Source organism: Candidatus Thiodiazotropha sp. LNASS1, from assembly GCF_964212655.1.
GTDB lineage: Bacteria > Pseudomonadota > Gammaproteobacteria > Chromatiales > Chromatiaceae > Thiodiazotropha.
Window position 1 is genome coordinate 3892648 of sequence record NZ_OZ156465.1, and the last position, 23469, is coordinate 3916116.

22 protein-coding genes are annotated in these 23469 nt (G+C 52.8%); 5 read left to right on the top strand and 17 right to left on the bottom strand.

The window, feature by feature from the left end; all coding sequences use genetic code 11:
- Window positions 1–56: 56 nt before the first annotated feature.
- The 4 genes from AB8516_RS17320 to AB8516_RS17335 all read right to left on the bottom strand — a co-directional run bounded on the left by AB8516_RS17320 (window position 57) and on the right by AB8516_RS17335 (window position 4143).
- A complete protein-coding gene (locus AB8516_RS17320) occupies window positions 57–788 on the bottom strand; it encodes a hypothetical protein (RefSeq protein WP_369162477.1) in 732 nt (243 codons plus the stop codon).
- 502 nt (window positions 789–1290) lie between these two features.
- On the bottom strand, window positions 1291–1959 hold the full coding sequence (locus tag AB8516_RS17325; RefSeq protein WP_369162478.1) for a TIGR04211 family SH3 domain-containing protein: 669 nt from the start codon (window positions 1957–1959) through the stop codon (window positions 1291–1293).
- Between the two features lie 86 nt (window positions 1960–2045).
- On the bottom strand, window positions 2046–2951 hold the full coding sequence (gene argF, locus AB8516_RS17330; RefSeq protein ID WP_369162479.1) for an ornithine carbamoyltransferase: 906 nt from the start codon (window positions 2949–2951) through the stop codon (window positions 2046–2048).
- A 22-nt stretch (window positions 2952–2973) separates the two neighbouring features.
- Window positions 2974–4143, bottom strand: coding sequence for an aspartate aminotransferase family protein (locus AB8516_RS17335; RefSeq protein ID WP_108294374.1), 1170 nt, complete (start codon window positions 4141–4143; stop codon window positions 2974–2976).
- A 270-nt stretch (window positions 4144–4413) separates the two neighbouring features.
- On the opposite strand from AB8516_RS17335, the gene AB8516_RS17340 reads away from it, so the two are divergent.
- The 3 genes from AB8516_RS17340 to AB8516_RS17350 all read left to right on the top strand — a co-directional run bounded on the left by AB8516_RS17340 (window position 4414) and on the right by AB8516_RS17350 (window position 6937).
- The gene (locus AB8516_RS17340; protein ID WP_369162480.1) at window positions 4414–4872 is read left to right on the top strand and encodes a CopD family protein; all 459 of its coding nucleotides are present in this window, start codon (window positions 4414–4416) and stop codon (window positions 4870–4872) included.
- Between the two features lie 87 nt (window positions 4873–4959).
- Window positions 4960–6648 (top strand): hypothetical protein, encoded by a 1689-nt coding sequence (locus AB8516_RS17345; RefSeq protein ID WP_369162481.1) that lies wholly within the window; start codon window positions 4960–4962, stop codon window positions 6646–6648.
- 91 nt (window positions 6649–6739) lie between these two features.
- Window positions 6740–6937: a hypothetical protein gene (locus AB8516_RS17350; RefSeq protein WP_069125409.1), complete on the top strand. Its 198-nt coding sequence runs from the start codon at window positions 6740–6742 to the stop codon at window positions 6935–6937.
- Window positions 6938–6944: 7 nt separating this feature from the next.
- On the opposite strand, the gene moaA is transcribed toward AB8516_RS17350, so the two are convergent.
- The 10 genes from moaA to AB8516_RS17400 all read right to left on the bottom strand — a co-directional run bounded on the left by moaA (window position 6945) and on the right by AB8516_RS17400 (window position 17397).
- Window positions 6945–7919 (bottom strand): GTP 3',8-cyclase MoaA, encoded by a 975-nt coding sequence (gene moaA, locus AB8516_RS17355; protein WP_369162482.1) that lies wholly within the window; start codon window positions 7917–7919, stop codon window positions 6945–6947.
- A 254-nt stretch (window positions 7920–8173) separates the two neighbouring features.
- On the bottom strand, window positions 8174–8746 hold the full coding sequence (locus tag AB8516_RS17360) for a NapC/NirT family cytochrome c (RefSeq protein ID WP_369162483.1): 573 nt from the start codon (window positions 8744–8746) through the stop codon (window positions 8174–8176).
- A gap of 85 nt (window positions 8747–8831) precedes the next feature.
- Window positions 8832–9257, bottom strand: coding sequence for a nitrate reductase cytochrome c-type subunit (locus tag AB8516_RS17365; RefSeq protein ID WP_083220735.1), 426 nt, complete (start codon window positions 9255–9257; stop codon window positions 8832–8834).
- A 49-nt stretch (window positions 9258–9306) separates the two neighbouring features.
- Window positions 9307–10215, bottom strand: coding sequence for a quinol dehydrogenase ferredoxin subunit NapH (gene napH / locus AB8516_RS17370; protein WP_369162484.1), 909 nt, complete (start codon window positions 10213–10215; stop codon window positions 9307–9309).
- Window position 10216: 1 nt separating this feature from the next.
- Window positions 10217–11074, bottom strand: coding sequence for a ferredoxin-type protein NapG (gene napG / locus AB8516_RS17375; RefSeq protein ID WP_369162485.1), 858 nt, complete (start codon window positions 11072–11074; stop codon window positions 10217–10219).
- A 78-nt stretch (window positions 11075–11152) separates the two neighbouring features.
- Window positions 11153–13723: a nitrate reductase catalytic subunit NapA gene (napA, locus tag AB8516_RS17380; protein WP_369162486.1), complete on the bottom strand. Its 2571-nt coding sequence runs from the start codon at window positions 13721–13723 to the stop codon at window positions 11153–11155.
- Window positions 13710–13979, bottom strand: a complete 270-nt coding sequence (locus AB8516_RS17385) for a chaperone NapD (RefSeq protein WP_108294358.1) — start codon at window positions 13977–13979, stop codon at window positions 13710–13712. Before AB8516_RS17385 ends, napA begins: the two co-directional genes overlap by 14 nt.
- Complete coding sequence (gene napF / locus AB8516_RS17390) at window positions 13976–14521, bottom strand: ferredoxin-type protein NapF (RefSeq protein ID WP_369162487.1); 546 nt, start codon at window positions 14519–14521, stop codon at window positions 13976–13978. Before napF ends, AB8516_RS17385 begins: the two co-directional genes overlap by 4 nt.
- 286 nt (window positions 14522–14807) lie before the next feature.
- Window positions 14808–15470, bottom strand: a complete 663-nt coding sequence (gene narL, locus AB8516_RS17395; protein WP_369162488.1) for a two-component system response regulator NarL — start codon at window positions 15468–15470, stop codon at window positions 14808–14810.
- The gene (locus tag AB8516_RS17400) at window positions 15463–17397 is read right to left on the bottom strand and encodes an ATP-binding protein (RefSeq protein ID WP_369162489.1); all 1935 of its coding nucleotides are present in this window, start codon (window positions 17395–17397) and stop codon (window positions 15463–15465) included. The genes narL and AB8516_RS17400 overlap by 8 nt, the downstream gene beginning before the upstream one ends.
- Window positions 17398–17619: 222 nt before the next feature.
- Between AB8516_RS17400 and AB8516_RS17405 the strand changes: the two genes are divergently transcribed.
- On the top strand, window positions 17620–17991 hold the full coding sequence (locus AB8516_RS17405) for a YajD family HNH nuclease (protein ID WP_369162490.1): 372 nt from the start codon (window positions 17620–17622) through the stop codon (window positions 17989–17991).
- A 210-nt stretch (window positions 17992–18201) separates the two neighbouring features.
- Here AB8516_RS17405 and AB8516_RS17410 read toward each other — a convergent pair whose 3' ends face one another.
- From AB8516_RS17410 to AB8516_RS17420, 3 genes are all read right to left on the bottom strand, one after another.
- Window positions 18202–20127 (bottom strand): M48 family metallopeptidase, encoded by a 1926-nt coding sequence (locus AB8516_RS17410; RefSeq protein ID WP_369162491.1) that lies wholly within the window; start codon window positions 20125–20127, stop codon window positions 18202–18204.
- Between the two features lie 56 nt (window positions 20128–20183).
- Entirely contained in the window at window positions 20184–20774 is a 591-nt protein-coding gene (locus tag AB8516_RS17415) for a LemA family protein (protein WP_369162492.1), read from the bottom strand.
- A gap of 228 nt (window positions 20775–21002) precedes the next feature.
- Window positions 21003–22610, bottom strand: a complete 1608-nt coding sequence (locus tag AB8516_RS17420; RefSeq protein ID WP_369162493.1) for a class I SAM-dependent methyltransferase — start codon at window positions 22608–22610, stop codon at window positions 21003–21005.
- A gap of 57 nt (window positions 22611–22667) precedes the next feature.
- Here AB8516_RS17420 and AB8516_RS17425 point away from each other — a divergent pair, with 57 nt between their 5' ends.
- On the top strand, window positions 22668–23456 hold the full coding sequence (locus AB8516_RS17425) for a TIGR00266 family protein (RefSeq protein WP_069125373.1): 789 nt from the start codon (window positions 22668–22670) through the stop codon (window positions 23454–23456).
- Window positions 23457–23469: the final 13 nt, after the last annotated feature.

The window sequence follows — 23469 nt, forward strand, 5'->3', positions numbered from 1 at the left end:
CCCAATAGTGCTATTTTGAATAGCTTTTGATCGTTTCGAGTAGACATAAAGATTCCTCAATTTTCCAGCTTACTGCGTGTCTGATTCCATTCTTCAAGCGCAATAACAATGTTGTTGCCAAGCCTCTCCTGCATGCGTATCAGGTCTTCAAGTGAACGTGTATGGCTATACAGTTCCAGTAATTCGTGATGCAGTTCAGGGGTTTTTGGTGCTTCTATCAGTGCCTCTTCCAGGATCTGCTGCGCCTTGGATACATCGCCAAAATTAAGTTCTTCTCTCGCTAGGTCCAATGGATTCTGTTGTTTTAAGCTGGGCGTGGTTCGAGAGGTTTCTTTTTTTACGAGAATTGTATTCCCCGCAAAAAAGTTGCCGAGCACGGAATGGCGACTGGGTGGCAGCGACTGATCAGGTCGCAGTCCAGGTTTATAGTGCTTGAGAAACAGGTCATAGCGGTCTTGCGGCAGTATTTTTTTCAATTGTCGTAAAAGGCTGCCCCGTAGACTGATGCCCTTGTCGCCAAGTACCAAGTGAAGGTCCAGCATGGCGCCGAATGATGCATCAGCTTCATTGCATGCCAAGTGTAAGCGTACTCTGCGAACATGGTTGATCAGGTTGAATGGTTCGCGTGCGACAGAATATGCTAAATGTTTCGACCACAAGTTCAGGTCAACACCTTTAGGAATGGTTAAATCCCATTGAGGCTGATCAATGAAGGCCATCTGCATCGGATAGCCGGCCGTCTCAGCAGTGTATTCATCAAAATGAGGATTTTTTTGAGCGTCTGACATTAAAGCCACCTAATATCCATGTTCCCCTGAATGTCACGAAACCAGACAAGCAGAGACCCCTTCATTAATCCAGGGTAAAGAGTTGATTAAATTAAGCTTTAATGTCAGATAGAAGGATCAGCCTACACCCTTGAGTGCATCCCTTCAGTATTGCGTATGGTGGTCTGTCGCTCCAGAGAGGTTCTTGACATGTATCAGCCTAAAGATTTCCAGTTTTAACGGTAAGGATGACAATATCTTTAGTACTTTTGTGACTTAGATCACACATTATTCGAAGTAATGGTAGAAAGAAGAAGTTAATTCTGGATGTGTTTTCACGCGGTTGAATATGTGATGTCTGATTTATAGGCGGCCGTCGAGGGCTGTGGCGGCTAGTTCCTTAAAGCATGCATGCACTTGCCGCACACTTGTCATCCCCATGGCGTAGAAGGAATGGAGAGTTTATGTGCTGCCTTTTCAGGTCACGGGTATAAAGTTGTAGATAAGGCAGCAACTCAATTGTTTAAAGAGAACCCCAGTTGCTGCGGCGTCTTTGGAATCGCAGATGTGGCAGGATCAGGCCAATCAAAATGCCGGCAATGATGACACCCGCACCGATAAGGAACCAGTCACGTGTGGCCTCATTGCTGAGGCCGCGGTTTTCCTGCTTCAAATCCTCCGCTTCACGGGTCAGATCGGCAACCTGTTTGCGCAGTTCATTGCGTTCGTTGGAGATGCGAATTGCATTGGAAGCGGTTCTCTGGATGCTTTGCAGCTCCTGTTCCTGCTTGTCCTTGATCTGTTGCAGCTTTTTGTGTGAGGCCAGTAGTTCACGGTGATTCTTCTGCAGGTCGGCAAGGTTACGCCGCAGTTCACCCGGAGCTGCCTTCAACGCATCAATCTCCTTGCGCATGGTCTCCAATTGAGTACGTGCGACAGGTTCACTCAGCAGTTGCCTGGTTAGCACGAAGCCCTCTTTGGTGCCCACCCGAACCTTGCTGTAGCCGCTCTCCTTGTTGGTGGAGATGACCTCCACTGCAGTGCCGGTGTTGATGTAACGGGTTATGCGGTGTTTGATGCTCTCGCCGGTACGCATGGCGATCTTGAAGTCGTCAGTAACATAGTAGGTTTTTGCCTGAACCATCGCAGGCAGTAGCAGCAGGCAGAAGATCGAAATAGTGAATCTCTTCATGGCAATCTCTCAGTCCGACGATTATCGGGCATTTTACAACTCTAAGCGTTCCTTGTTACAAAACAGACCACATTTTAACAGGCTGTTTACCTGCCGAGCAGTAGAAACTCCATCAACGCCTTTTGAGAGTGGAGACGATTTTCCGCTTCGTCCCATACCACGCTCTCTTCTCTGTCAATGACGGATGCGCTTACCTCTTCACCGCGGTGGGCAGGCAGACAGTGAAAGAAAAGCGTGTCATCGGTCGCCCGTGCCATCAGCTCGTCGTTCACCTGGTAACGGGCGAACGCCTTCTCCCGCTGCACCTGTTCCTCCTCCTGTCCCATACTGGCCCAGACATCAGTGACGATCAGGTCGGCATCTTCTGCCGCAAGCAGGGGATCTCTCACAATGGAAACCTGTTCCTTCGCAGCCTGCAAGACCGTTGGATCGGGATCGTAACCCTCCGGACATGCGATGTTCAAGTGGAAGTCGAACCGTCTCGCTGCGTTGATATATGAGTGGCACATGTTATTCCCGTCGCCGATCCAGGCCACACGTTTGTCGCGGATATCACCCCGATGCTCGAAATATGTCTGCATATCCGCCAGCAGTTGGCAGGGATGGAGCAGATCGGTGAGTGCATTGATGACAGGCACCTTGGAGTGGGCGGCGAATCGCTCCAGGACAGATTGATCGTAGGTGCGGATCATGATGATATCGAGCATACGTGACAATACGCGCGCACTGTCTTCAATCGGTTCGCCACGCCCCAGTTGAGTATCCCTGGGTGAGAGAAAGAGGGCGTGTCCACCCAGCTGCGACATCCCCACCTCAAAGGAGACGCGGGTACGGGTGGATGATTTCTCGAAAATCATGCCGAGATTTTTGCCCTTCAGTGGCGTATGGGTATCGCCTCGATGCTGTATGCGCTTGAGTTCACTGGCTCTGCGGATCAGCGCATGCAGTTCATCGCTGCTGAGATCGAGAAGTGATAGAAAATGCCTTGTCATAGTTACTGTCTCAAACCGACAATCAAAGATATCCCAGGATCAATGCACTGACCTTGTCGATGATCTCTTCGCATTCGGCGTCACTGATGATCAGTGGAGGTAACAGTCGTACAACCTTATCGGCAGTGACATTGATCAGTATGCCCTGATCAAGGGCACGGGTTACCAGCTCAAAGCATGGCCGGTCAAGTTCGATACCGATCATAAGGCCGGATACGCGAATCGAGACCACTCCCTGTTGTTCGCCAAGCTTGGATTGAAAGCCGTTTCGCATGCGTTCACCCAGCTGTGCGGCCCTTGCTGCCAACTGGTGGGACTCAATTTGCTCCAGTACCGTCAGAGCAACTCGGCAGGCGAGTGGATTGCCGCCGAAGGTGGAACCGTGATTCCCGGGTGAGAACATCTCGGCCGCGGCACCCCTCGCCAGGCAGGCGCCGATAGGAACGCCGTTGCCCAATCCTTTCGCCAGGGTCATGACATCCGGCAGGATGTCGTTATGCTGGTGACTGAACATGCGGCCGGTGCGCCCGATCCCGGTCTGGATTTCATCCAGCATCATCAACCAATCGTTTTCATCGCAGATCTCGCGTATCCGATTGAGGTAATCCCCGTCGGGGATGTTGATCCCGCCTTCACCCTGGATGGGTTCAACAAGCACCGCTACTACGTTGTTGCTGTTGTTGGCGATTTCGGTGATCGCTTCGATATCATCGTATGGAACACGCACAAAACCCTGAACCAGGGGCTCGAATCCGGCCTGAACCTTGCGGTTGCCGGTGGCGGTCAGCGTGGCAAGGGTGCGACCATGGAAACTCTGGTCCATGACTATGATTGCGGGATTCCTGACCCCTTTTTTGTTGCCATGGAGACGGGCGATCTTTATCGCCGCTTCGTTGGCTTCGGCACCGGAATTGGCGAAAAAAACCCGGTCCATCGAGGCCATTTCGCAAAGTTTGGCACCCAGCTTTTCCTGGTAGGCAATGCCATAGATATTGGATGTGTGGAGCAAGGTTCCGGCCTGGTCACACAAGGCATCTCGAATCTCAGGGTGTGCATGTCCCAGCCCGCAGACGGCAATGCCGGCAATGGCGTCAAGATAGGAACGGCCCTGATCATCCCACAGCCGGGCGCCCTCACCCCGTAGGAAGGTTATAGGTAACCGATTGTAAGTCGTCATCAGAGAGTCGACCATGTGCATACCCATAAAACAAAAAAGGCATCCGTTTAGGACGCCAGTCAATGCGTTAGTCCCGCCAAATCGACAGGGAATCAAGTAGTTTACCTAGCCAGATGCAGTTTTTCAAACTTCTGTGCTGGCAGGGTCTGTGGATACCGATCTTGATTTCATAACCATGCAATGAGATGAATGGCGGCCTTCGACTATACGGCAGTTGGAGATTGGATGGCGGTTAGGCACAATGGACGATCCTTCTTGAATCAATCCTTGTAGAGGTGGAGAGTTATGTCGATTGCTATGACCCTGCATATCATTGGTGTCATTATTTGGGTTGGAGGGATGTTTTTTGCGCATATGGTTCTGCGTCCCGCGCTCAATGATTCTCTGGAGGCCCCACAACGTTTATCGCTTCTTTTGCGAGTATTTGATGGTTTCTTTCCCTGGGTTTGGGTGGCTGTCATTGCCATTGTGGCCAGCGGATTCTGGATGTTGTTCATGTTCTATGAAGATAACATCGGATTGTGGTTGGGATTTATGACGGTAGTGGGTATCTTGATGTCCGCTATTTTCGTTTTTATCTATGCCATTCCCTACAAACAGATTAGGGTGGCGCAAAAAGAGGATGACAAGCCGAAGTTAGTGGAGGCCGTCAGCCTGATACGACAACTGATACTGATTAATCTCACCTTTGGAATGCTGGTCACTGTAGTTGCTGTCGTGGGTAAGTATGGCCTGCTTCAATAATCCACGAGGGATGTTTCTCAAATCACTGGTCGTGTCGGAGAATGATGCCTGAAAACACAGAGTACAGATATTTATGGTGACATGATTATGGCTATGTCGATTTACTTGTTCTGCCGGCGCCTGATTGGAATTAGTATCGTTGCGCTCTTTCTGATCATGCCTTGTCCGGTTCTTGCGGAGGAGGATGCTGGAGGGTCCACAGACAAAGAGAGAAATACCCTCTCTACACTGCTCAATCTGGTAACCATCAGAGAGAATATAGAAGGGGATATTGCATCATTAAGCAGATCCGTCGCCGCTGCGGAGTCGGAGACGCAAAAGGCTTCATTGAAACAACAGCTGCTGAAACTGGATGCCGAGCTATCACGCACTGTTGAGAATTTTGAGAATATCTCCGCGGGGATCGATCTAACAAGCCTGCGTAGCGAGGATGAGACTCAGTTCGATCTCAAGCAGGAGTTGTTCTCTTTGCTCAAGCCTGCCATCGACGAGATGAAGGATATGACATCGAAGGTGCGTCAGAAATCGGAGTTGAAGGAGAAGATCGCCTATTACGGTGAAAGGCTGAAGATACTCGATAACGCCCTGAAAAATATTGAAGCCTTGCGTATGGAAAGTGATTCGGACAAGTTGAAGGCGTCCCTCGACATACTTACTGAAAAATGGCTCAAGAGTCACACATTCATGAGCAGCGAATATCAAGCGGCAGAATTACAGCTTGATGAAATACTCGCTTCCGAGGTCTCGATCACCGATGCATCACAGGACTATTTGAAACAGTTCTTTCAACGCCGCGGGCTCTATCTGATTGAAGCGATATTGGTGGTTGCGATCATTATTCTCCTCTCCAGGATGAGTGACAAGGCGATGAGACGCCTGATGCCTGGTTTTAAAAAGAGACACCGCAGTTTTCGTGTCAGGCTATTGGAGCTTGTGCATCGGATAGTGACTACCTTGCTGATCATCATTGGGCCCATGGTGGTTTTCTATGTTGTCGAAGATTGGGTGTTGTTCAGTTTGGGTATTCTGCTGCTGTTGGGAATGGCATGGGGGCTTCGCCAGGCCTTGCCCAGATATTGGCACCAGATACAGTTGTTTCTGAATATTGGCTCAGTGCGTGAGGGGGAGCGCATATTTTTGGATGGATTGCCCTGGCGGGTTGAGCAGATCAATGTCTTCTCCATCCTGGAGAATCCGGATGCAGGACTTGGTCTGCGAGTACCCATCGATGAACTGGTTGATCATAAATCGAGACCCAGTAATCCGGATGAGCCATGGTTTCCTTGCCAAAAGGGCGACTGGGTGATTCTCAGTGATGGAGTCAGGGGTCGAGTGACCGGAATTTCCCCGGAACTGGTGCAGCTGGTGGAACGGGGCGGCGCACAACTGACCTACCAAACCAGTGATTTCCTTGCCGCATCACCACGCAACCTGGCAACAAACTTCCGTATTAAAGAGGTGATTGGCGTCAGTTATGCACTTCAGGAGAAGAGTACGGATACTATCCCGGAAATCCTGCGGAACACGATTCAGCTGCGACTGGAGCAGGAGGGCTATACTGAACATCTGCTCAATTTGCGTGTTGAATTTTCTCAGGCCAACAGCTCTTCACTCGATATCACCGTGATTGCGGATTTCAGCGGTGAACTCGGGGAACTCTACAATCGCCTGCGCCGTGCTATTCAACGTTGGTGCGTGGATGCCTGTACTGAAAACGGATGGGAGATACCGTTTCCTCAAATGACCCTGAGTGGCAGTCTAGGCAAACTCCCTTGAAAATGGCCTATGCTTACCGATGCGGGGACGCGTAAGAACGCCTCCCAGGTGTTACCACCTGCTTCACTCTAATAAAAGAATAGGGGGTAGTATGAAACTGGAATACGAAGTCATCGAAGATCAATACGACGATACCACGCACATCAGAAGCATGACGGAACAGGCCCGTATACCGGGAGGTGGGTGGTTGATACGTACCACGCTCTATACACCCCACCAAATCGGTGTAGATGTACTGAGACTACCTGCCGTTAAAAAGAAAGGCGCCCTGTATAAACCCGTGGGCTGATGCTTATTCAGCCGCCAAGGGCCGACATCGGGCGAATGATCGCGGTCGGCGTTTCGCCGAAATGATGTCGTTCCGGTTTGCGTGCAATGGCGGAGTGAATTGCCGCCTGTATGTCTGCATCCGTTGCACCCTCGCGCATCAGGGGACGCAGTGCCAGCTTATCTTCCTGTCCAAGGCAGAGATGGAGATCGCCGCTCACGGAGACTCGTACACGATTGCAGGTTGCACAGAAGTGTTGTGACTGCGGGGTGATGAACCCGATTACGAGATCGGAGTCATCGATCTGGAAATAGCGAGCCGGACCGCTTCCACGCATCGCCGCGGGTTGTAACTTATAGCGTTTATTAAGCCGTGCCTCGATCTCGGAGAGCGGCATGTAATGCTCAGAGGCAGACAGTCCGCCCTGACCGACCGGCATGGTTTCGATAAAGCGCAGGGTGAGGCCCCGTTCCATGCAGTACTCGATCATGCTCTCGACTTCATCGTCGTTGATGCCCCGCATGATGACCATGTTCAGTTTTATCGGTGTCAGACCAACCGCCTGTGCACTGGCTATACCTTCCAAAACCGGTTGCAACCGGCTGCCGGTGATCGTTTTAAATTTTTTCTCGTTGAGTGAATCGAGACTGATATTGAGTCGTGTCACGCCCGCATCGCTCAATGGTCCGGCAAATTGGCTGAGGCGGGAGGCATTGGTGCTGAGGGACAACTCCTCGATACCTTGAAGGGCGGCGATACGGCGGGCAATGTCCTCCAGCTCCTTGCGGACGAGAGGCTCACCTCCGGTGAGTCTGACATGTTTGACGCCAAGCGCGGCAAATTGAGCGATGAGCCGTTCCACTTCATCGGTAGTGAGCCAATCATCGGGTGTCTCGAACGTTCTATGGCTCCTGGGAAGGCAATAAAAACAGCGAAAATCACAGCGATCTGTGACGGATAGGCGCAGGTACTCGATCCGTCTGCCGAACGTGTCACTTAGCATGGCCGCCTCTCACACAATCATTTTCTGTCATTATAGACCTATCAGTCAAACTAATCATTCAACGGTATTGGGAAAAGGTCAACTGTTTTCCCTCGGTCGCTGAATATGCCGCTACAGCTTCTCAAAGACTGCATTCATAACCTGGGTGGCTGACGGTGCATCCTGCTAATAAGGGATTTGCCGACAGGAATTCTTAACCGTTTGATTACAAAGTACTTTTAATTGAGCGCAGGAAAAATGTCCGTATGTCCATATCAAAACTCGGCGTTGGGATCGAACCCTTCGGGGAGTGAATGGGCAATCCCTTTATGGCAATCGATACAGGTTTTTTGCGGTTCCTTTCCATCCACAGCGTCCCAGTAGTGAGGATCGTGCTGCTCGGAACTGCGTGGTGCCTGTCTGTCCAGATCCATTGAGACGAACTTGTGGCAGTTACGGCACTCCCGGGAGTCGGTCTTCTTCATCGAGCGCCAAACATTCTGTGCCAGCTCGAGACGCTTGGCTTCGTACTTCTCCGGCGTGTCGATGGTTCCCAGCATCTTGTGGTAGAGCTCATTGGTTGCCTGAATCTTGCGCACGACTTTGTGGATCCACTCCTTGGGGACATGGCAGTCAGGGCAGGTGGCGCGAACACCGGTCCTGTTGGTGAAGTGGATCGTCTCCTGCAGCTCTTGGTAGACCGTCTGTTCCATTTCATGGCATGAGATACAGAAGGTTTCGGTATTTGTCATCTCCATTGCGGTATTGAATCCACCCCACAATATGACACCGGCAACGATACCGACGGCTATCAGGAACAGCCCGCCTTTTTTCTTACTTTCGTTCATACTTACTTTTCACTAGTTGATTTGTCTACTGCTATTCAGTGAATCGTGGTCGCCTCCATTCGAGGCGACCCGATTCGGCTGAATACTATTTGGCACCTTGAAAGTTGTTTTGCACCAGGGGATCCGCGCCCACCTGGGGTGCATGGCACTGGTTACAGAAGTATCGGCGGCTGGAGATAGTCTTCAGAACCTTGCCCTCACGATCCTCATAGTGGCTATCACCCACCTTGGGCGCCTTCTCTTTCTCGTAGGTGGCTTCGCTGTGACATTTCATGCAACCGTTGTTCTTCAGGTTGACTTCGTATTTGTCCACTTCGTGCGGCACCATGGGCGGTTGCAGCTTGAAGCTTCTTTCGATGCCGCCTTTCACATTGACGAGCTTCAGGTCGGCCGGTTTTTTCGCCATGGTGTCGAGTGCATCGCCACGCAGCGATTGAACGTCGGCCAACAGGGCAGTCGACAGGAACATGGTTGCGATTGCCGCAAGTGTCAGTAGTGCGATTTTTTTCATACCTTTCTCCATCATCACTCTCATAAACAGAATTGGTTTGATGTGCCGGTCAGGCCCGGACACCCCGATTGACTTCAACCTCTCGCTTGTACTCGTCGATTTTTTTGGCGTGACGTCCGCCATAACTGAAAACCTCTGGTGCACAGATATCGATACAGCGCCCACAATTGGTGCAGTCGGAAGAGAGAATCACCGGGCTCAGCCCCTTCTTCTCCCCCTTCAGCGCCGGCTTGATCACCTGCGGTTCCGGACAGACCACGTAGCACTCCATACAGTCGTTGCAGGCCTGACGCTCAAGGGCGTTGACCCGCAACAGGCTCTTACTGCCGACCAGGTTGTAGAAAGCACCCACTGGACAGATGTGTCCGCACCAGCCGTCCTTCGCCACAATCAGATCGAACAGAAAGATCCCCAGGACCATGATCCAGGCTGCACCCATGCCGAAGACAATGCCGCGGAACATCATGGAGACCGGATTGACCAGTTCCCAGATGATGCCCCCGGTCACCACCAGCGGCAGGATCAACGTCAGCGCCAACATCCAGTAGCGGGTGGAACGCGAGAGCTGCGAGGTGGTTCTGATCCCCAGCTTGCGCCGCAACCAGGCGGCCAGGTCGGTGACCATGTTGACCGGGCAGACCCAGGAGCAGTAGACCCGGCCTCCCACCAGGAAGTAGAAGACCAGCACGATGACCACGCCGATAATGGCGGCAGTCTCCGGAACCACTCCCGACAGACTGGCTTGCAGCAACACATAGGGGTCGGTCAGCGGCAGCACGTCCAGGGTCAGGTTTGAGGCCAGGTTGCCCTTCACGATCCAGATGCCGAGCCAGGGACCGGTCAAGAACAGCGCCAGAATCCCGAGTTGACTGAGTCGCCTCAGGATCAGGAACTTGTGGGCCTTGAACCAGCCTTTTTCGGCAATGGCATCGTCACCCAATGTCTTCATGTCTAACATGCTACTTGTCCATGAAACCGCTATTGAGTGTATCCAGAGGATTGGAGGAGAAGGGTGTCTCCCCGGCCTCGCCTTCGATGATCAAGCCTTCACCCTGCAGGTCGTAACGCACCCCTTCGGGCAGGTTGTAACGATGCTCGGTGTCGGGAGTGACCAGTGACTTGCCCGCTTTCTCTTTCTCCTTCCAGCCCAAACGGTAGTGCTTGCCCAATTCACCCTTCGCAAGGTGCATGGGAAAGACCTTGATGGCCGCCTCTTCCAGAATGCATGCGCGTTCACAGAGTCCGCAGCCGGTACAGGCTTCGGAGTGGACTATGGGAATGAACAGGGCATGCTTACCGGAACGGGTGTTGTGCTGCATGTCCAGGGTGATGGCGCGATTGCGGATCGGACAGACGTTGAAGCAGACTTCACAACGCAGTCCGTGGAACGCAATGCAGTTCTCCTGGTCGATGAGCACAGCCAGGCCCATACGCGAATCTTCGATATCTTTCAGGTCATGGTCGAGGGCGTTGGTGGGACAGGCCACCACACAGGGAATGTCCTCGCACATCTCACACGGCCCGGTACGGGCGATGAAATAGGGCGTTCCCGTGGCGACTTCGTCACCGACCTCACCCAGAAACAGAATGTCGTAGGGACAATCGCGCACACAGAGGCCGCAGCGAATGCAGGCGCCGAGAAAATCCTCCTCCGGCAAGGCGCCGGGGGGGCGAATGTAGTTGGCCGGCATGGTAGAGGCCCGTTTCGAATAGGCGCCCAGTCCCAGTCCGACCAATCCTACACCACAGGCGGTTTTGAGCATATTGCCCAGAAACTGCCGGCGGTTGATCTCGTTTTTTCTCTCTGTTTCTGACATGACTGATGTGATACTGCGATTCAGTGCTCCGTTTTCAGTTAACCGCCGGTCCGGTTGCCCGGACCGGCACCGTACAAGCTATGCGCGTGTCACCTTGACACCGCACTTCTTGTAGTCCGTCTCTTTCGAGAGCGGATCGGTCTGGTCGAGGGTCAGTTTGTTGACCAGGCGTCCCGCATCGAACCAGGGCACGAAGATCAGGCCCTCGGGACACTTGTTGCGACCCTTGGTGTCGACCTTGCACACGATCTCGCCACGACGGGTGGTGAGCTTGGCCAGCGCACCGTTACGCAGACGACGTTTCTTGGCGTCTTTCGGGTGCATGTAGACCACCGCGTCGGGTACCGCACGATAGAGTTCGGGAACGCGACGGGTCATTGAACCGGAGTGCCAGTGCTCCAATACACGGCCGGTGCAGAGCCACAGATCGTACTCTTTATCCGGCGGCTCGGCGGCCGGCTCATAGGGCGCGGTGATGATGTTGGCCTTGCCGTCAGGCTTGCCGTAAAACTTGACCCCTTCGCCCTTGGCGACATGGGGATCGTAGCCTTCGCGGAAACGCCACAGGGTCTCCTTGCCGTCGATCACAGGCCAGCGCATACCGCGGACTTTGTGGTAGGTATCGAAATCGGCCATCTCGTGACCCTTCTTCGGGATGCCCTCGACGGAATTGAAGAGACGATACTCTTCAAACAGCCCCTTCTGTACGTAGAAGCCGAAGTCAGCCGACTCGTCGTTGTCGTACTTGTTGCCGCGGCTGTCGGTGACCTGTTCCACTGGGAACTTGTCGACCTGGCCGTTGGCGAAGAGCACATCAAACAGGGTCTTGCCCGCATACTCGGGCTTCTTCGCGATGAGATCTGCAGGCCAGACATCCTCGACCTTGACGTATTTGGCGAACTCCATGACCTGCCAGACGTCAGATTTGGCCTCACCCGGTGCGGCAACCTGCTGACGCCAGAACTGGGTACGACGTTCTGCGTTACCGTAGGCACCCTCCTTCTCTATCCACATGGCGGTCGGCAGGATCAGGTCTGCGGCCTGGGCCGATACCGTCGGATAGGGGTCGGAGACGGTGATGAAGTTGTCCGGGTTGCGCCAACCGGGATAACTCTCGTCATTCATGTTGGCCGCAGCCTGCATGTTGTTGTTACACATGACCCAGAAGGTATTCATCTTGCCGTCGTTGAGGGCGCGATGCATGGCGACCGCATGGATCAGGGTCTTGCCCATGGGCTTGCCGCTGATGTCGGTCTGATCGGCGCCATCGGTCTTGCCGTTGGCCCTGGGGATCGTACCGGCCGGCAGCTTCCAGGTCTTCTCGGCGAACTTGCAGTGGGCATCCTTCTTGGTCACCAGGTCTGCGGGCAGACGGTGGGTGAAGGTGCCGACCTCGCGTGCGGTACCGCACGCGGAGGGCTGACCGGTCAGTGAGAAGGGGCTGTTGCCGGGTTCTGAGATCTTACCCATCAAAAGGTGGACGTTATAACAGAGGCCGTTGACCCAGACACCGCGGGTATGCTGGTTGAAACCCATGGTCCAGTAAGATGAGACCTTCTTCTTGGGATCGGCGTAGGCCTTGGCCAGTCTCAACAGTTTGTCCTTCGGCACCTTGGAGAGCTTGGCAGTGTACTCCAGGGTATAGGGCTCAACCGACTTGGCGTACTCTTCGAAACTGATCTTGGTGAGCTTGCCCTTGGCCCGGTTCTTGGCTGCCTTCTCACGAGGATCGTTGGCACGCAGACCGTAACCGATATCGGTCGGGGTCTTGGTGAAGTTGACGTGCTTGTCGATGAACTCCTTGTTGTAGGCCTTGTTCTGGATGATGTAGTTGGCGATATAGTTGAGAATCGCCAGATCGGTCTGGGGCTCGAATACCATGCCGTTGTCCGCCAGCTCGTAGCAGCGATGCTCGAAGGTGGAGAGCACATGGACTTCACAGCCGGGCTTGGTCAGACGGGTGTCGGTGAGACGGGACCAGAGAATCGGGTGCATCTCCGCCATGTTGGCGCCCCACAGCACGAAGACATCGGCGTGCTCCAGATCGTCGTAACAGCCCATCGGCTCATCGATACCGAAGGCGCGCATGAAGGCGCCCACCGCAGAGGCCATGCAGTGACGGGCGTTGGGTTCCAGGCTGTTGGAACGGAAACCGGCCTTCAACAGTTTCTGCGCAGCATAGCCTTCCCACACGGTCCACTGACCGGAGCCAAACATGCCGACGCCTTTCGGGCCCTTGGCCTTACGGGCAGCGACCCATTTCTCGGCCATCGTCTTGAAGGCCTCTTCCCAGGAAACGGCTTCGAATTTGCCGTTCTTGTCATACTTGCCGTTGGTCTTGCGCAACAGCGGTTTGGTCAGCCGATCCTCACCATAGAGGATCTTCGGCAGAAAGTAGCCCTTGATACAGTTGAGGCCCTTGTTGACCGGTGCGTCAGGATCGCCCTGACTGGCCACGACTTTACCGTCTTTTACACCCATCAGTACGCTGCAGCCGGTACCGCAGTAACGGCAGGCAGCCTTGTCCCAACGAATGCCGTCGTCTGCATCGGCAGCAACGGTTTGGCTGACCGGTAGGGTAACACCAGCCACGGAGGCTGCTGCGGCCACTGCATTACTCTTAATAAAATCTCTTCTAGTTAATTTCACGGTTCATTTCCTCCATCGACTCTTCACCGCCAAAGTGATAAATCAAAACAGTGTTCACGACGCCTTTCACGTCACGAAGGGCATTCATGGTGTCTGACACGGGTGACATCGACTCACCCTCGTCCTCAATAGTGACAATCAATTTGTCTTCCTCGGTTCCTCCATGGACCTCGACTCCCTGGAACCCTTGCAGGCGTTGGCACACCTCGGCTCCCTGGGTCGGTTTGGTATGGACGATCAAGCTGCATATATTCATGGATTGAGCATCTCCTCACGGACTTTTGTTGATACCGCGTGGTCATTTGAAATGGGGGTAATTGTTATTGATTTACTCGGACAAACTGCGACGCAGGCCCCGCAGCCGGTACAGATTGAGAGATCGGGTTGCGGCTGTGAGCGGCCACCCGTCTGAAGCTGAAACCGAATTGCACGTTCCTCGCAGATGTCGCCGCAGCTTCTGCAGACAACGCCATTGAGGGAGAGGCACGACTGTTCGATTTCGATCTCAAGCAACCAGGGTGGAGTGGATAAATCGTCGGGGAATTCCAAAGCCTTGGGTTGGCACACCTTTACGCAGTCGCCGCAAAATGTGCAATGACCCCGTGTGAAGTCAATCACAGGGAAGCCGCCTGACCCGTTGATGATAATTGCGGGTTGGCATGCCTTGATGCACTCATCGCAACGGTTGCAGAGTTCCAGGAAGCTGGAATCCCCAATCGACCAGGGTGGATGTATGCCTCTGTGGCGACTGTTGACGTCGCCACGGAGGAACTGAACTCTGTCTATGGATATATCCACAATCATGCCTCAATCGAGGTAGTCGAATCGGCGAAAGCTCACCGGATTAAGTGACAATTTCTCAATGAGCCTAAAGTGTTTCACCAGAGGGGTGCGACCGCTTTGACACGGATCAAGGATTGAATGGAAAAGATTAAGAATTTATTAATAGAATCAAGAAGTTACCAATATTTTGGTAGTCCCTGTTACTACTATTTGGGTAGATTGTATATCGTATGAGGTAGAGAATCGGGTTGATGGAGGAAAATAATGACTTGAACGGATCGGTTGGAGGCAGTTGAAATGATTAACGGCCAGCGGTGATTCCCTCTTTCAATGCCCACACGGCCGCTTCGGTTCGGGAGTGCAGGTTGAGCTTCTTGAGTAGATGCTTGACATGTACCTTGACCGTTCCTTCAGAGATATTCAGGACATTCGCAATTTGTTTGTTGCTCTGGCCCTGGGCTATGCATTGCAAAATCTCCTTCTCCCTGGCAGTCAGCGAGGTGATGGGATCCTTCACTTTGAGTTTGTCATCCTCCCTCAGTGCTTTCGCCAGTAATTGAGTCAGGTGGTCGCTGATCACCAGGGAGCCTTTCACCGCCTTACGGATCGATTTCAGGATATCCTCGGGTTCCATATCCTTCAGCAGATAGCCGTCCGCACCCAGGCGTAAGGCGGTCAGAACATCCTCTTCATTATCGGACACGGTGAGCATAAGCACCCTGGAATCGATCTCCTGTTCTCTGATCGCCTTCAGGGTTTCGAGTCCGTTCATGCCCTTCATATTGATATCCAGCAGGATCAGGTCCGGATTGAACTGTTTCGCCACTACCAGTCCGTCCGGTCCGTTGGCGGCCTCACCCACCAACTCCAGGGTATCATCCATATCGATCAGATCGGATACACCCTTCCTGAACAGAGGATGATCATCGATAGTGAGTACGGTGTAGGATTGCTGTTCAGCCATGTTTTAACTGCTCGATTAACATCTTTTTGGATTCACTGTTGGAGGCGTCCGTAATATTGAAATTGAGATCTATGCGGGTGCCGCCACCTGCCGGTTCGTTGATGGTCAGTGTTCCGCCCAGCCACTCAGCACGCTCTTTCATGATAGGCAGTCCATAATGCTGCATCATATCACTTTCGTCATTGATTCCGATGCCGTCATCCTCGATGCTGACATTGACCCGTCCCGTCTGATTGCACTCCAGCACCACCCTGGCCCGTCTTGCATTGGCATGGCGAATGACGTTCGAGAGCGCCTCGCGGATGATCTGTATGATGTGAATCTCCGCATTGGGCGTGAATTGACAATTTCCGATATGGTTGGTGTATTCAATAACAATTCCTGATCTGTTTTCAAACTCCTCAACAGTCTCCCTGATCAGTTTGCCCAGGTCGGCGTCGGTCACCCGGAGTCTGAAGGTGGTCAACAGTTCCCGCAGTTGTCGATAGGCGCCGTTGAGCGCAGAACGCAAGGCCGCGCTAACCAATAAAATATCTTTTTTATCACGCTCATCGTTTATCGACTTTTCCAACTTGGCTACCTGGATCTTCAGGTAGGAGAGGGATTGGGCAATGGAGTCATGCAGCTCTCTTGCAATGACACTGCGTTCCTCCATTAATGAGAGCTTTCGACTCTGGGTCACTTGCTGTGCGACGTTGATTGCCAGGGCAATATGGCTGGCAACGGTCTCCAACAGGCGCTCCTGCCACTCCTCCAGCTGCGTGGTTACGGGAAATTCCACCAGCAATACGCCGTATTGCTGGGTCTTGTCCCTGATTGGTGTGGAAAACACATTGACAGGCGCATGGGTATCTGACTTGGCGATTTTGAAGGTATGTGATCTGCCCTCGCCGAGGCAGACCGCACACTGATTGTCCGGTTTTTCCTTTGAAAGGATATCGGTGTCTCGCGTGGAGGCATATCGATAGGCATGTTGATCACCGGGCTGACCGAGACAGATTGTGCCGTTATTCACGCCCAATAACGCCTCGATATCGTGTATCACCGCGATCAGTACATCTTCGCTCAACGTGGAGTCGCTCAACCGCTTGGTCGCGGAATAGAGCAGTTCCAGTGTGCGATTGCTCTGTTCCAGATCATGGGTCTTTTTTCGTACCCGGTTTTCAAGATCCGCATAGATCACGGAAAGATCCTCGGCCATTACATTAAACGCCTGACCCAGTTGACCCAGTTCGTCATCACTGAGATAGCGGCTACGTATGGAAAAGTCGCCGTGTCGTGCCGCATTGGCGCAGGCCAGCAGATCACGCAGCGGATTGAGTACCCGTGTCTTGGTCAGATAGAGGCTGATCAGCGCAACCAGAAACGTCAGGGTCAACAGTATGATCTGGATGATTCTGAGTTGTTGATTTATCTCTTCGGCATCGAATTCGAGGGCCTCGACAAATCTGTGGATATCGTCGACGAAGTTGTCCACCAATGACAGATAGTTACGCTGACTGATGTCGAGTTGGCGCCTTTCATTGTTCGATAGGGAAGTGGATGCGCTCAATTTCAGGTAATCTTCCAAATTGGGCAGCATCAGCTCCCGCCATTGGGATTCGACTTTTTCATAGCTTTCGGTGACTTTTTTATGGGGTCCCTTTGTCAGTACATCGTGGATTCGGTGACTGAACAGGCGCTGGTTATATTCAGTGACCAGCTCCCTGGTCCGGGTGGTGGCCAATTCGTCATGGAACTTCGTTCTATGCACCAGGCTGCTGGCGATACGATAGGATTGCATGCGCAATGTACCGGCCTGATTGATGGCTGCGGCATAACCTTCGGCGGTTTCAGCAATGATCATCGAACTCACCATTCCCGATACCGCCAGGATGAAGAGGATGGTGATAACCGTTCCGAATCGGAGTAGAAGAGAGTTTTTCACAGTGGGATACTCTACTGATTAGTGTCTCAAGGTGACCGATGTTATCAGTGTGGGATACAGTCGTCAGCCACCATGCCATAATGGGAGCGGTCTTGGCCAAGGGTATGTCGGTCCACTCTGGTCCGGGAGTGGATAAGGGTCAGGGATAACGACTATATTTACCATTGATTGGTGTCACTCGTACGCCGCATCCCTAATGTTTCCGTCAATCAGGGGTTGAATATGTCGTCGGAGCAGTCAAATGAGAAACTGGACCGGATCGTCGCTCAGGCCCGTCGTGACAGGGAACAGCGGGAGAAGGGTTATCGGGAACAGGCGCTGAAGCTCTATCCATGGGTTTGCGGCCGTTGTGCGAGGGAGTTTACCCGGGAAAATCTCAGAGAGCTGACGGTACATCATCGCGATCATAACCACGATAACAATCCTCCGGACGGCAGCAATTGGGAATTGCTGTGTATCTATTGTCATGATAATGAACATTCGCGCCACCTCGATGCGGATGCCGGGTACTCCTCTGCCGAAACAGCTGCGAATCGTGCCAGTACCTATCAGCCTTTCGGTGACTTGGCCGATCTGCTGAAAAAGAAAAAGTAATCTATTTGGTCGCCGGGTTAATAGGCACTGTCTGGGAAGAATAGCGCTTACTTAAACCAAGAATCACCGTCATCCCGGCGTAGGCCGGGATCCAGAATGCTTGATGGTGACGGTTTTCCTGGATTCCGGCCTGCGCCGGAATGACGAAATCCTGCAATTCGTCTTAAGTAAGCCCCGTTCCGGTCTGGGAATGTTTTCGAGTGAGGTTAATCAGAGCTGACGCGATACAGAGCGATCGCTCATTAAGGGGAGCGGTATATGTAGGGCTGAGCCGATCGCCCTCAGTAGTTCCAGCTCTTCAGTGGTGACCTGGGTGTCGGTAAGGATTGTTTCCATCAATGCGGTAATGAGCCGCTCCTTCTCCTTGTTCTTGAGGTCGTCGAGTTGATCCAGCGCCATATCCAGTGTTTTTACCCAATCGGTCGGCCGCTGCATGGGTAGATCTTCCAGCCCAATACTGTTGATGCCGTTTTCATAGCTGCGATGAATCAGCTCACTCTCTTTATGGCCATGATCGGCAAGGATAGCGATCACATCCCGAACCGCCTGAGCCTGGTCCGCCAGGGTTCGGTTACCGCCGGTGTGGCTTTGGGCGGGGTTGAGCGCATCCGTCAGGTGGAGACTGATCACCTTCGCAAGCAGAAACTCAAATACCTCTATCTTGCCATCGAGATGTACGATCTCGGTAACGGTGTCGAGCAGACGATGAATGAACTCGACCGGTCGACGTTTCAGGGCGGGGAAGGCGATCTCCAGCAGGGGAAGGCGCTGCTCAGGTTGGATCGGCATGGCGGATGTCATCAGGTATCGCACTTGTGTTTCACTCTCCGCTCCCAGTCTGCGGGCGATGGCAAAGAGCTGTTGGTCGCGTATTGACTCCTCCTTGTCGAGCAGAATGCAGAGTAAGAGCTCCGGTGCCCACTCGGTTGAACGGGCCGCCGAGACCAGACTCTCGGGCAGGGTGGCAGCAAGGGCCGCCGCAGCCATAATCTGCTCCCAGCCGGGTCGACCTATTCCCTCGATGATCGTACGCGGATCGAAGGGGGCGCGTTTCGCGCTGGCCGCCTGGGTTGCGGCAGCCTCCCGTTCCGCTTCTCTTCGTGAGCGTCGCAGCATGCGTTTGGCAATTTCACCCAGCTCCTGTTCCCGAAACCCAGGTTCGATACGTTGAATGCGTCCTATGATGGGAGGATGGGTGGCAAATAGCGTGGCCCGCATTCCCTGTCCGAACAACATATGGGCAATCTCCTCACTGTCCCTGGTTAAAGAGGCGCCCTGGCTGTGCGCGGCAATCTTTTTCAGCGCGCCGGCGATACCTTGTGGGTTGCGGGTAAACTGCACTGCGGAGGCATCGGCCAGGTACTCCCGCTGACGGGAGACGGCAGCCTTGATCCAGCGGGCGAAGAAGAGACCGATATAGCCGATGGCGGTGAGTGCTGCGGCAAACAGGATTATCGCACCAGCGTTATTGTTTTTTGAACTTGAGGAGAAGCGAGCGCCGGAGAGGATGCGCCGCCCGGCAATCGCCAGGATCATGATGCCGAACAGGGCGCCGATAAGCCGTATGTTAAGGCGCATGTCACCATTGAAGATATGACTGAATTCGTGGGCGATGACGCCCTGCAGCTCCTCGCGGTTCAAATTTTCGAGGGTGCCCCGGGTTACCGCCACCGCCGCGTCACTGGGTGAATAACCGGCGGCAAAGGCATTGATGCCGGATTCCTGCTCCATGATGTAGATCTCGGGCACCGGCACGCCGGAGGCGATGGCGATCTCTTCCACCACGTTGCGCAGACGCTGACGTAGCGGGTCTTTTGGATCGGCTTCTACCGGCACCCCTCCCATTTGGCGTGCCACAGCACCGCCGCCATCCTTCAGGCTGGCGCTACGGAAGAGACTGGCCAGCCCGATCGCGGCGCCGGTTCCTCCGCTACCGAACAGCAAAATGGCGCTGTTGTCAGTAAGAAAGCCACTCAGGGTTTGGCTTGTTCCCGCCGTGTCACTGAGCACGTTGCCAAACAGCAGTAGCAACACCGCATCGATGGTGATGACAATGATTACGACAGCAAGCAAAAACAGCAACACCAGGCGTCGTGTGTTGCGCTTGGCTTGGTCCTGATGTTCGAAGAAATTCACGTTCCGTGATCCTATCTAGGGCCTAGTAACAGATCGCCTCAATGAAAGACGAAATATTAATTAAATGAGACCTTCGGTACCTCACGTTTGGCTTCATCCTCTATTTCCAATAGGGTTGCGGCCTGGAATCGGAACCAACCTGAGATCAGGTTGCTGGGAAAGGACTCCCGGTCGATGTTGTATTGCATCACAGCGTCATTGTAAGCCTGGCGGGCAAATGCGACCTTGTTTTCTGTGCTCACCAGTTCTTCAGAGAGTTGCATCATGTTTTCATTGGCCTTTAAATCGGGATAGGCCTCCGCCAAAGCGAAGAGCCGTCCCAGGGCGCCGCTCAGTCCCCTTTCCGCCTCTGCAAGTTGTTTCATTGCATCGGGATCGGAGGGGTCCTTGGCCGCTTGCTGCAAACCGCTCACCGCCCGGTTACGCGCCTCGATCACCGCCTCCAGGGTCTCTTTCTCGTGCTTCATATAACCCTTCGCCGTCTCCACCAGGTTTGGAATCAGGTCATGGCGTCTTGTCAGCTGCACATCGATCTGAGCGAAGGCGTTTTGATAGCGGTTACGTCCGGTGATTAGCTTATTGTAGAGGCCAACACCGAATCCGATGAGGCCCAGAATGATTACCAGTAGCACGATCAGTGTTGTCATTGTTTGTGGCCCTCCGGCAGAATTTGGCGATGGTGATGAGGTGGCTTAGATTCTATGCCCCAATGATTAGAATTTCAGCCGTCAACCGATTTACAAGAACAAAATGTCACCAGTTTTTACATATTAATACGGTATCAATATCTGGGAACCTCTTATTGTTTTGTGCTTTCATGGACTTGTGAGAATACCGCCTAAGTTAGCGGTGATCTATTAATTCTTACTCAGTCTCTATTGCTGCCATCGGTTGAGAAGCGATTTAAATCTACGCCTGATTTTAGAGAGAGTATTGAGTGACGGGTTCTTAAGCTCAGGTATAGTGGCAGTTATTGTATCAGTGATCTCGCGCAGTTGTACGGAGGTCTGGCTTGAATTGCGTGACCTGGCTGGCATGGATTGGATTTGCCGTTGAGCCTGCTTAAGGAAGTAGTGGTTGAGAAACTGACTTTTGAAATCGACTTGTAGGCTTTTGGCAGCAACTAGCGCAGCCAGTTCGTAGTAGTGCCCCGTTGATGCATCAATGCCTCGAAGATACTCGGCTCGATGATAGAGATAGATTGCCAGTGAATAGGGGACTGTCATACCAAAATCAAATAGGGATGTTTGTTGGTTTACCCGCTCTGCCAGTTCCAGGGGGGCTTCAAAAGAGAGGTTGAATAGGCGGTAAAATATTTTGTCGATCTTCCGAGAAACGCCATGCTCATCAAATGGAGTATTGGATTTGACGGCAGATATGTAGTAGTTAATCAGCTGGCCGAGATAGACTCGGTCGTCAAGTTTTGCTTCAGTTGTGATTTTCGCATCGTAATATGCAGTCATCCGCATCTCAGTTGAGGATGTGGATTCGAGTGTAATGGGCCGGTCGGATAGGTATGCGATAATAGTGTTACCGTTCAACTCGATGGCAGAATGTAGAAAACCAGCTTGTTTGGAAAGTTGCCGAAGCTGTTTCTGTGAGAGTACGAAGTAGTGGGCACCAGGCGACAATATTGCATACAACTCACCTGGGGTAGTTAGTTTGTGAATTGATGATGAGCAGGGGGTTGTAATGAGCAGGACTCCGTCAGGCTCAAGGTATGAACGTATCTCCTTTAAGAATGCAAGTGGATCGCTAACGTGTTCGAGGACTTCGGTGGCATAGATGAAACTGAATCTTCTGTTGCGCAACTCCTCAGCTTCATGGGTATACGCATTGATGATAGGAATATCCAACAATTCTGCCCCTTTGATGCCGTAGGCTGAAGGCTCGAGTCCGAGGGCATCTATCTGCCATACTGTACGGCAATAATCGAGGGCGACACCGACATTGCAACCGATCTCCAACATGGACTTGTAGCGATGGTAGGGAAGGCGTTCAAGAAGTGGGATTTTCCATCCCAAACCTGCGTTTAACTCCAGGTAGAGATAGATCAGATAGATAAAATTTGGATCTTGAAGATCCATCTCGGCCGATGGATATGGGGTGATCAACTTCCTTGCGTTTATTGTGAAAGCGCTTCCACAACCACCACACCGTGCAACTTCGAGCTGGCCATGTTCGGGATGCCAATGCAGCGCGTTGAGGATAATCTTATTGCCTTGTTTGTTGCCGCAGACAATACACGGGTGGTCGGTGGAGCTAGGTGTAGTTAACCAACTGACCAAGGACATAAATCGCTTTCCCTTGCTGGAGAACCTGCGGGCAGCATACATGCCCATTGTTACATAGGTCAACTTGGCAATTGGCACGCTCCAAATCAAAACTACAATAGTATCAATGGTTACCGGCACGATGGCAATCAAGCGCGGAGAATTTGCCAAGCTTAAATTAGAAAAATTACTTGATATTATTTTGTACATTGGTGAAATGTTTCGCTGTCAATCAATCTATTTTGAGCCCGAAAAGGAGTGAGATCGATGCGTTGTCATGAAGTGGACTATGAGATCCTCGGATCCGAAATGCAGCTGGTGGAAGTGGAACTGGATCCCGGCGAGACGGTGATCGCCGAAGCGGGTGCCATGACCTATATGGAGGAGGGGATCGATTTCGAGACCAAGATGGGTGACGGTTCCAATGCGGATGAGGGTTTGATGGGTAAGCTCTTTTCCGCGGGCAAGCGGGTCTTTACCGGCGAGTCGATCTTTACCACTCATTTCACGAATCGGGGTAACGGTAAAAAAAGGGTCTCATTTGCCGCCCCCTATCCAGGCAATATCGTGCCCCTGAATATGCAGCAGCTGGGTGAAAAGGTGACCTGTCAGAAAGACGCCTTTCTCTGTGCGGCCCTCGGCACCAAGGTCGATATCGCATTCAATCGCCGCCTTGGCGTAGGGCTGTTCGGTGGTGAGGGCTTTATCCTGCAGGCCCTGGAGGGGGATGGCATGGCCTTCATCCAGGCCGGTGGTACGGTCATTGAAAAACGCCTTTCCGGGGAGACTTTGCGGGTGGATACCGGTTGTCTGGTCGGATTCACCGGAGGCATCGATTATGACATCCAGCGCGCGGGCAACCTCAAGTCCATGGTGTTCGGTGGCGAGGGTATGTTCCTGGCGACCCTGAAAGGGCAGGGTACCGTCTGGTTGCAGAGTCTCCCATTCTCGCGCATGGCCGACCGGATCCTGGCGAACGCGCCTTCATCGGGCGGCGGTGATCAGGGAGAGGGTTCCGTACTCGGCGGTATCGGTAGGTTGCTGGACGGTAAATAGTACCGGCGGAATC

Coding starts and splice junctions, on each gene's coding strand:
- AB8516_RS17320 (WP_369162477.1), bottom strand. CDS start 788: ATGTCAGACGCTCAAAAAAATCCTCATTTTGATGAATACACTGCTGAG.
- AB8516_RS17325 (WP_369162478.1), bottom strand. CDS start 1,959: ATGAAGAGATTCACTATTTCGATCTTCTGCCTGCTGCTACTGCCTGCG.
- argF (WP_369162479.1), bottom strand. CDS start 2,951: ATGACAAGGCATTTTCTATCACTTCTCGATCTCAGCAGCGATGAACTG.
- AB8516_RS17335 (WP_108294374.1), bottom strand. CDS start 4,143: ATGGTCGACTCTCTGATGACGACTTACAATCGGTTACCTATAACCTTC.
- AB8516_RS17340 (WP_369162480.1), top strand. CDS start 4,414: ATGTCGATTGCTATGACCCTGCATATCATTGGTGTCATTATTTGGGTT.
- AB8516_RS17345 (WP_369162481.1), top strand. CDS start 4,960: ATGGCTATGTCGATTTACTTGTTCTGCCGGCGCCTGATTGGAATTAGT.
- AB8516_RS17350 (WP_069125409.1), top strand. CDS start 6,740: ATGAAACTGGAATACGAAGTCATCGAAGATCAATACGACGATACCACG.
- moaA (WP_369162482.1), bottom strand. CDS start 7,919: ATGCTAAGTGACACGTTCGGCAGACGGATCGAGTACCTGCGCCTATCC.
- AB8516_RS17360 (WP_369162483.1), bottom strand. CDS start 8,746: ATGAACGAAAGTAAGAAAAAAGGCGGGCTGTTCCTGATAGCCGTCGGT.
- AB8516_RS17365 (WP_083220735.1), bottom strand. CDS start 9,257: ATGAAAAAAATCGCACTACTGACACTTGCGGCAATCGCAACCATGTTC.
- napH (WP_369162484.1), bottom strand. CDS start 10,215: ATGTTAGACATGAAGACATTGGGTGACGATGCCATTGCCGAAAAAGGC.
- napG (WP_369162485.1), bottom strand. CDS start 11,074: ATGTCAGAAACAGAGAGAAAAAACGAGATCAACCGCCGGCAGTTTCTG.
- AB8516_RS17385 (WP_108294358.1), bottom strand. CDS start 13,979: ATGAATATATGCAGCTTGATCGTCCATACCAAACCGACCCAGGGAGCC.
- narL (WP_369162488.1), bottom strand. CDS start 15,470: ATGGCTGAACAGCAATCCTACACCGTACTCACTATCGATGATCATCCT.
- AB8516_RS17405 (WP_369162490.1), top strand. CDS start 17,620: ATGTCGTCGGAGCAGTCAAATGAGAAACTGGACCGGATCGTCGCTCAG.
- AB8516_RS17415 (WP_369162492.1), bottom strand. CDS start 20,774: ATGACAACACTGATCGTGCTACTGGTAATCATTCTGGGCCTCATCGGA.
- AB8516_RS17420 (WP_369162493.1), bottom strand. CDS start 22,610: ATGTACAAAATAATATCAAGTAATTTTTCTAATTTAAGCTTGGCAAAT.
- AB8516_RS17425 (WP_069125373.1), top strand. CDS start 22,668: ATGCGTTGTCATGAAGTGGACTATGAGATCCTCGGATCCGAAATGCAG.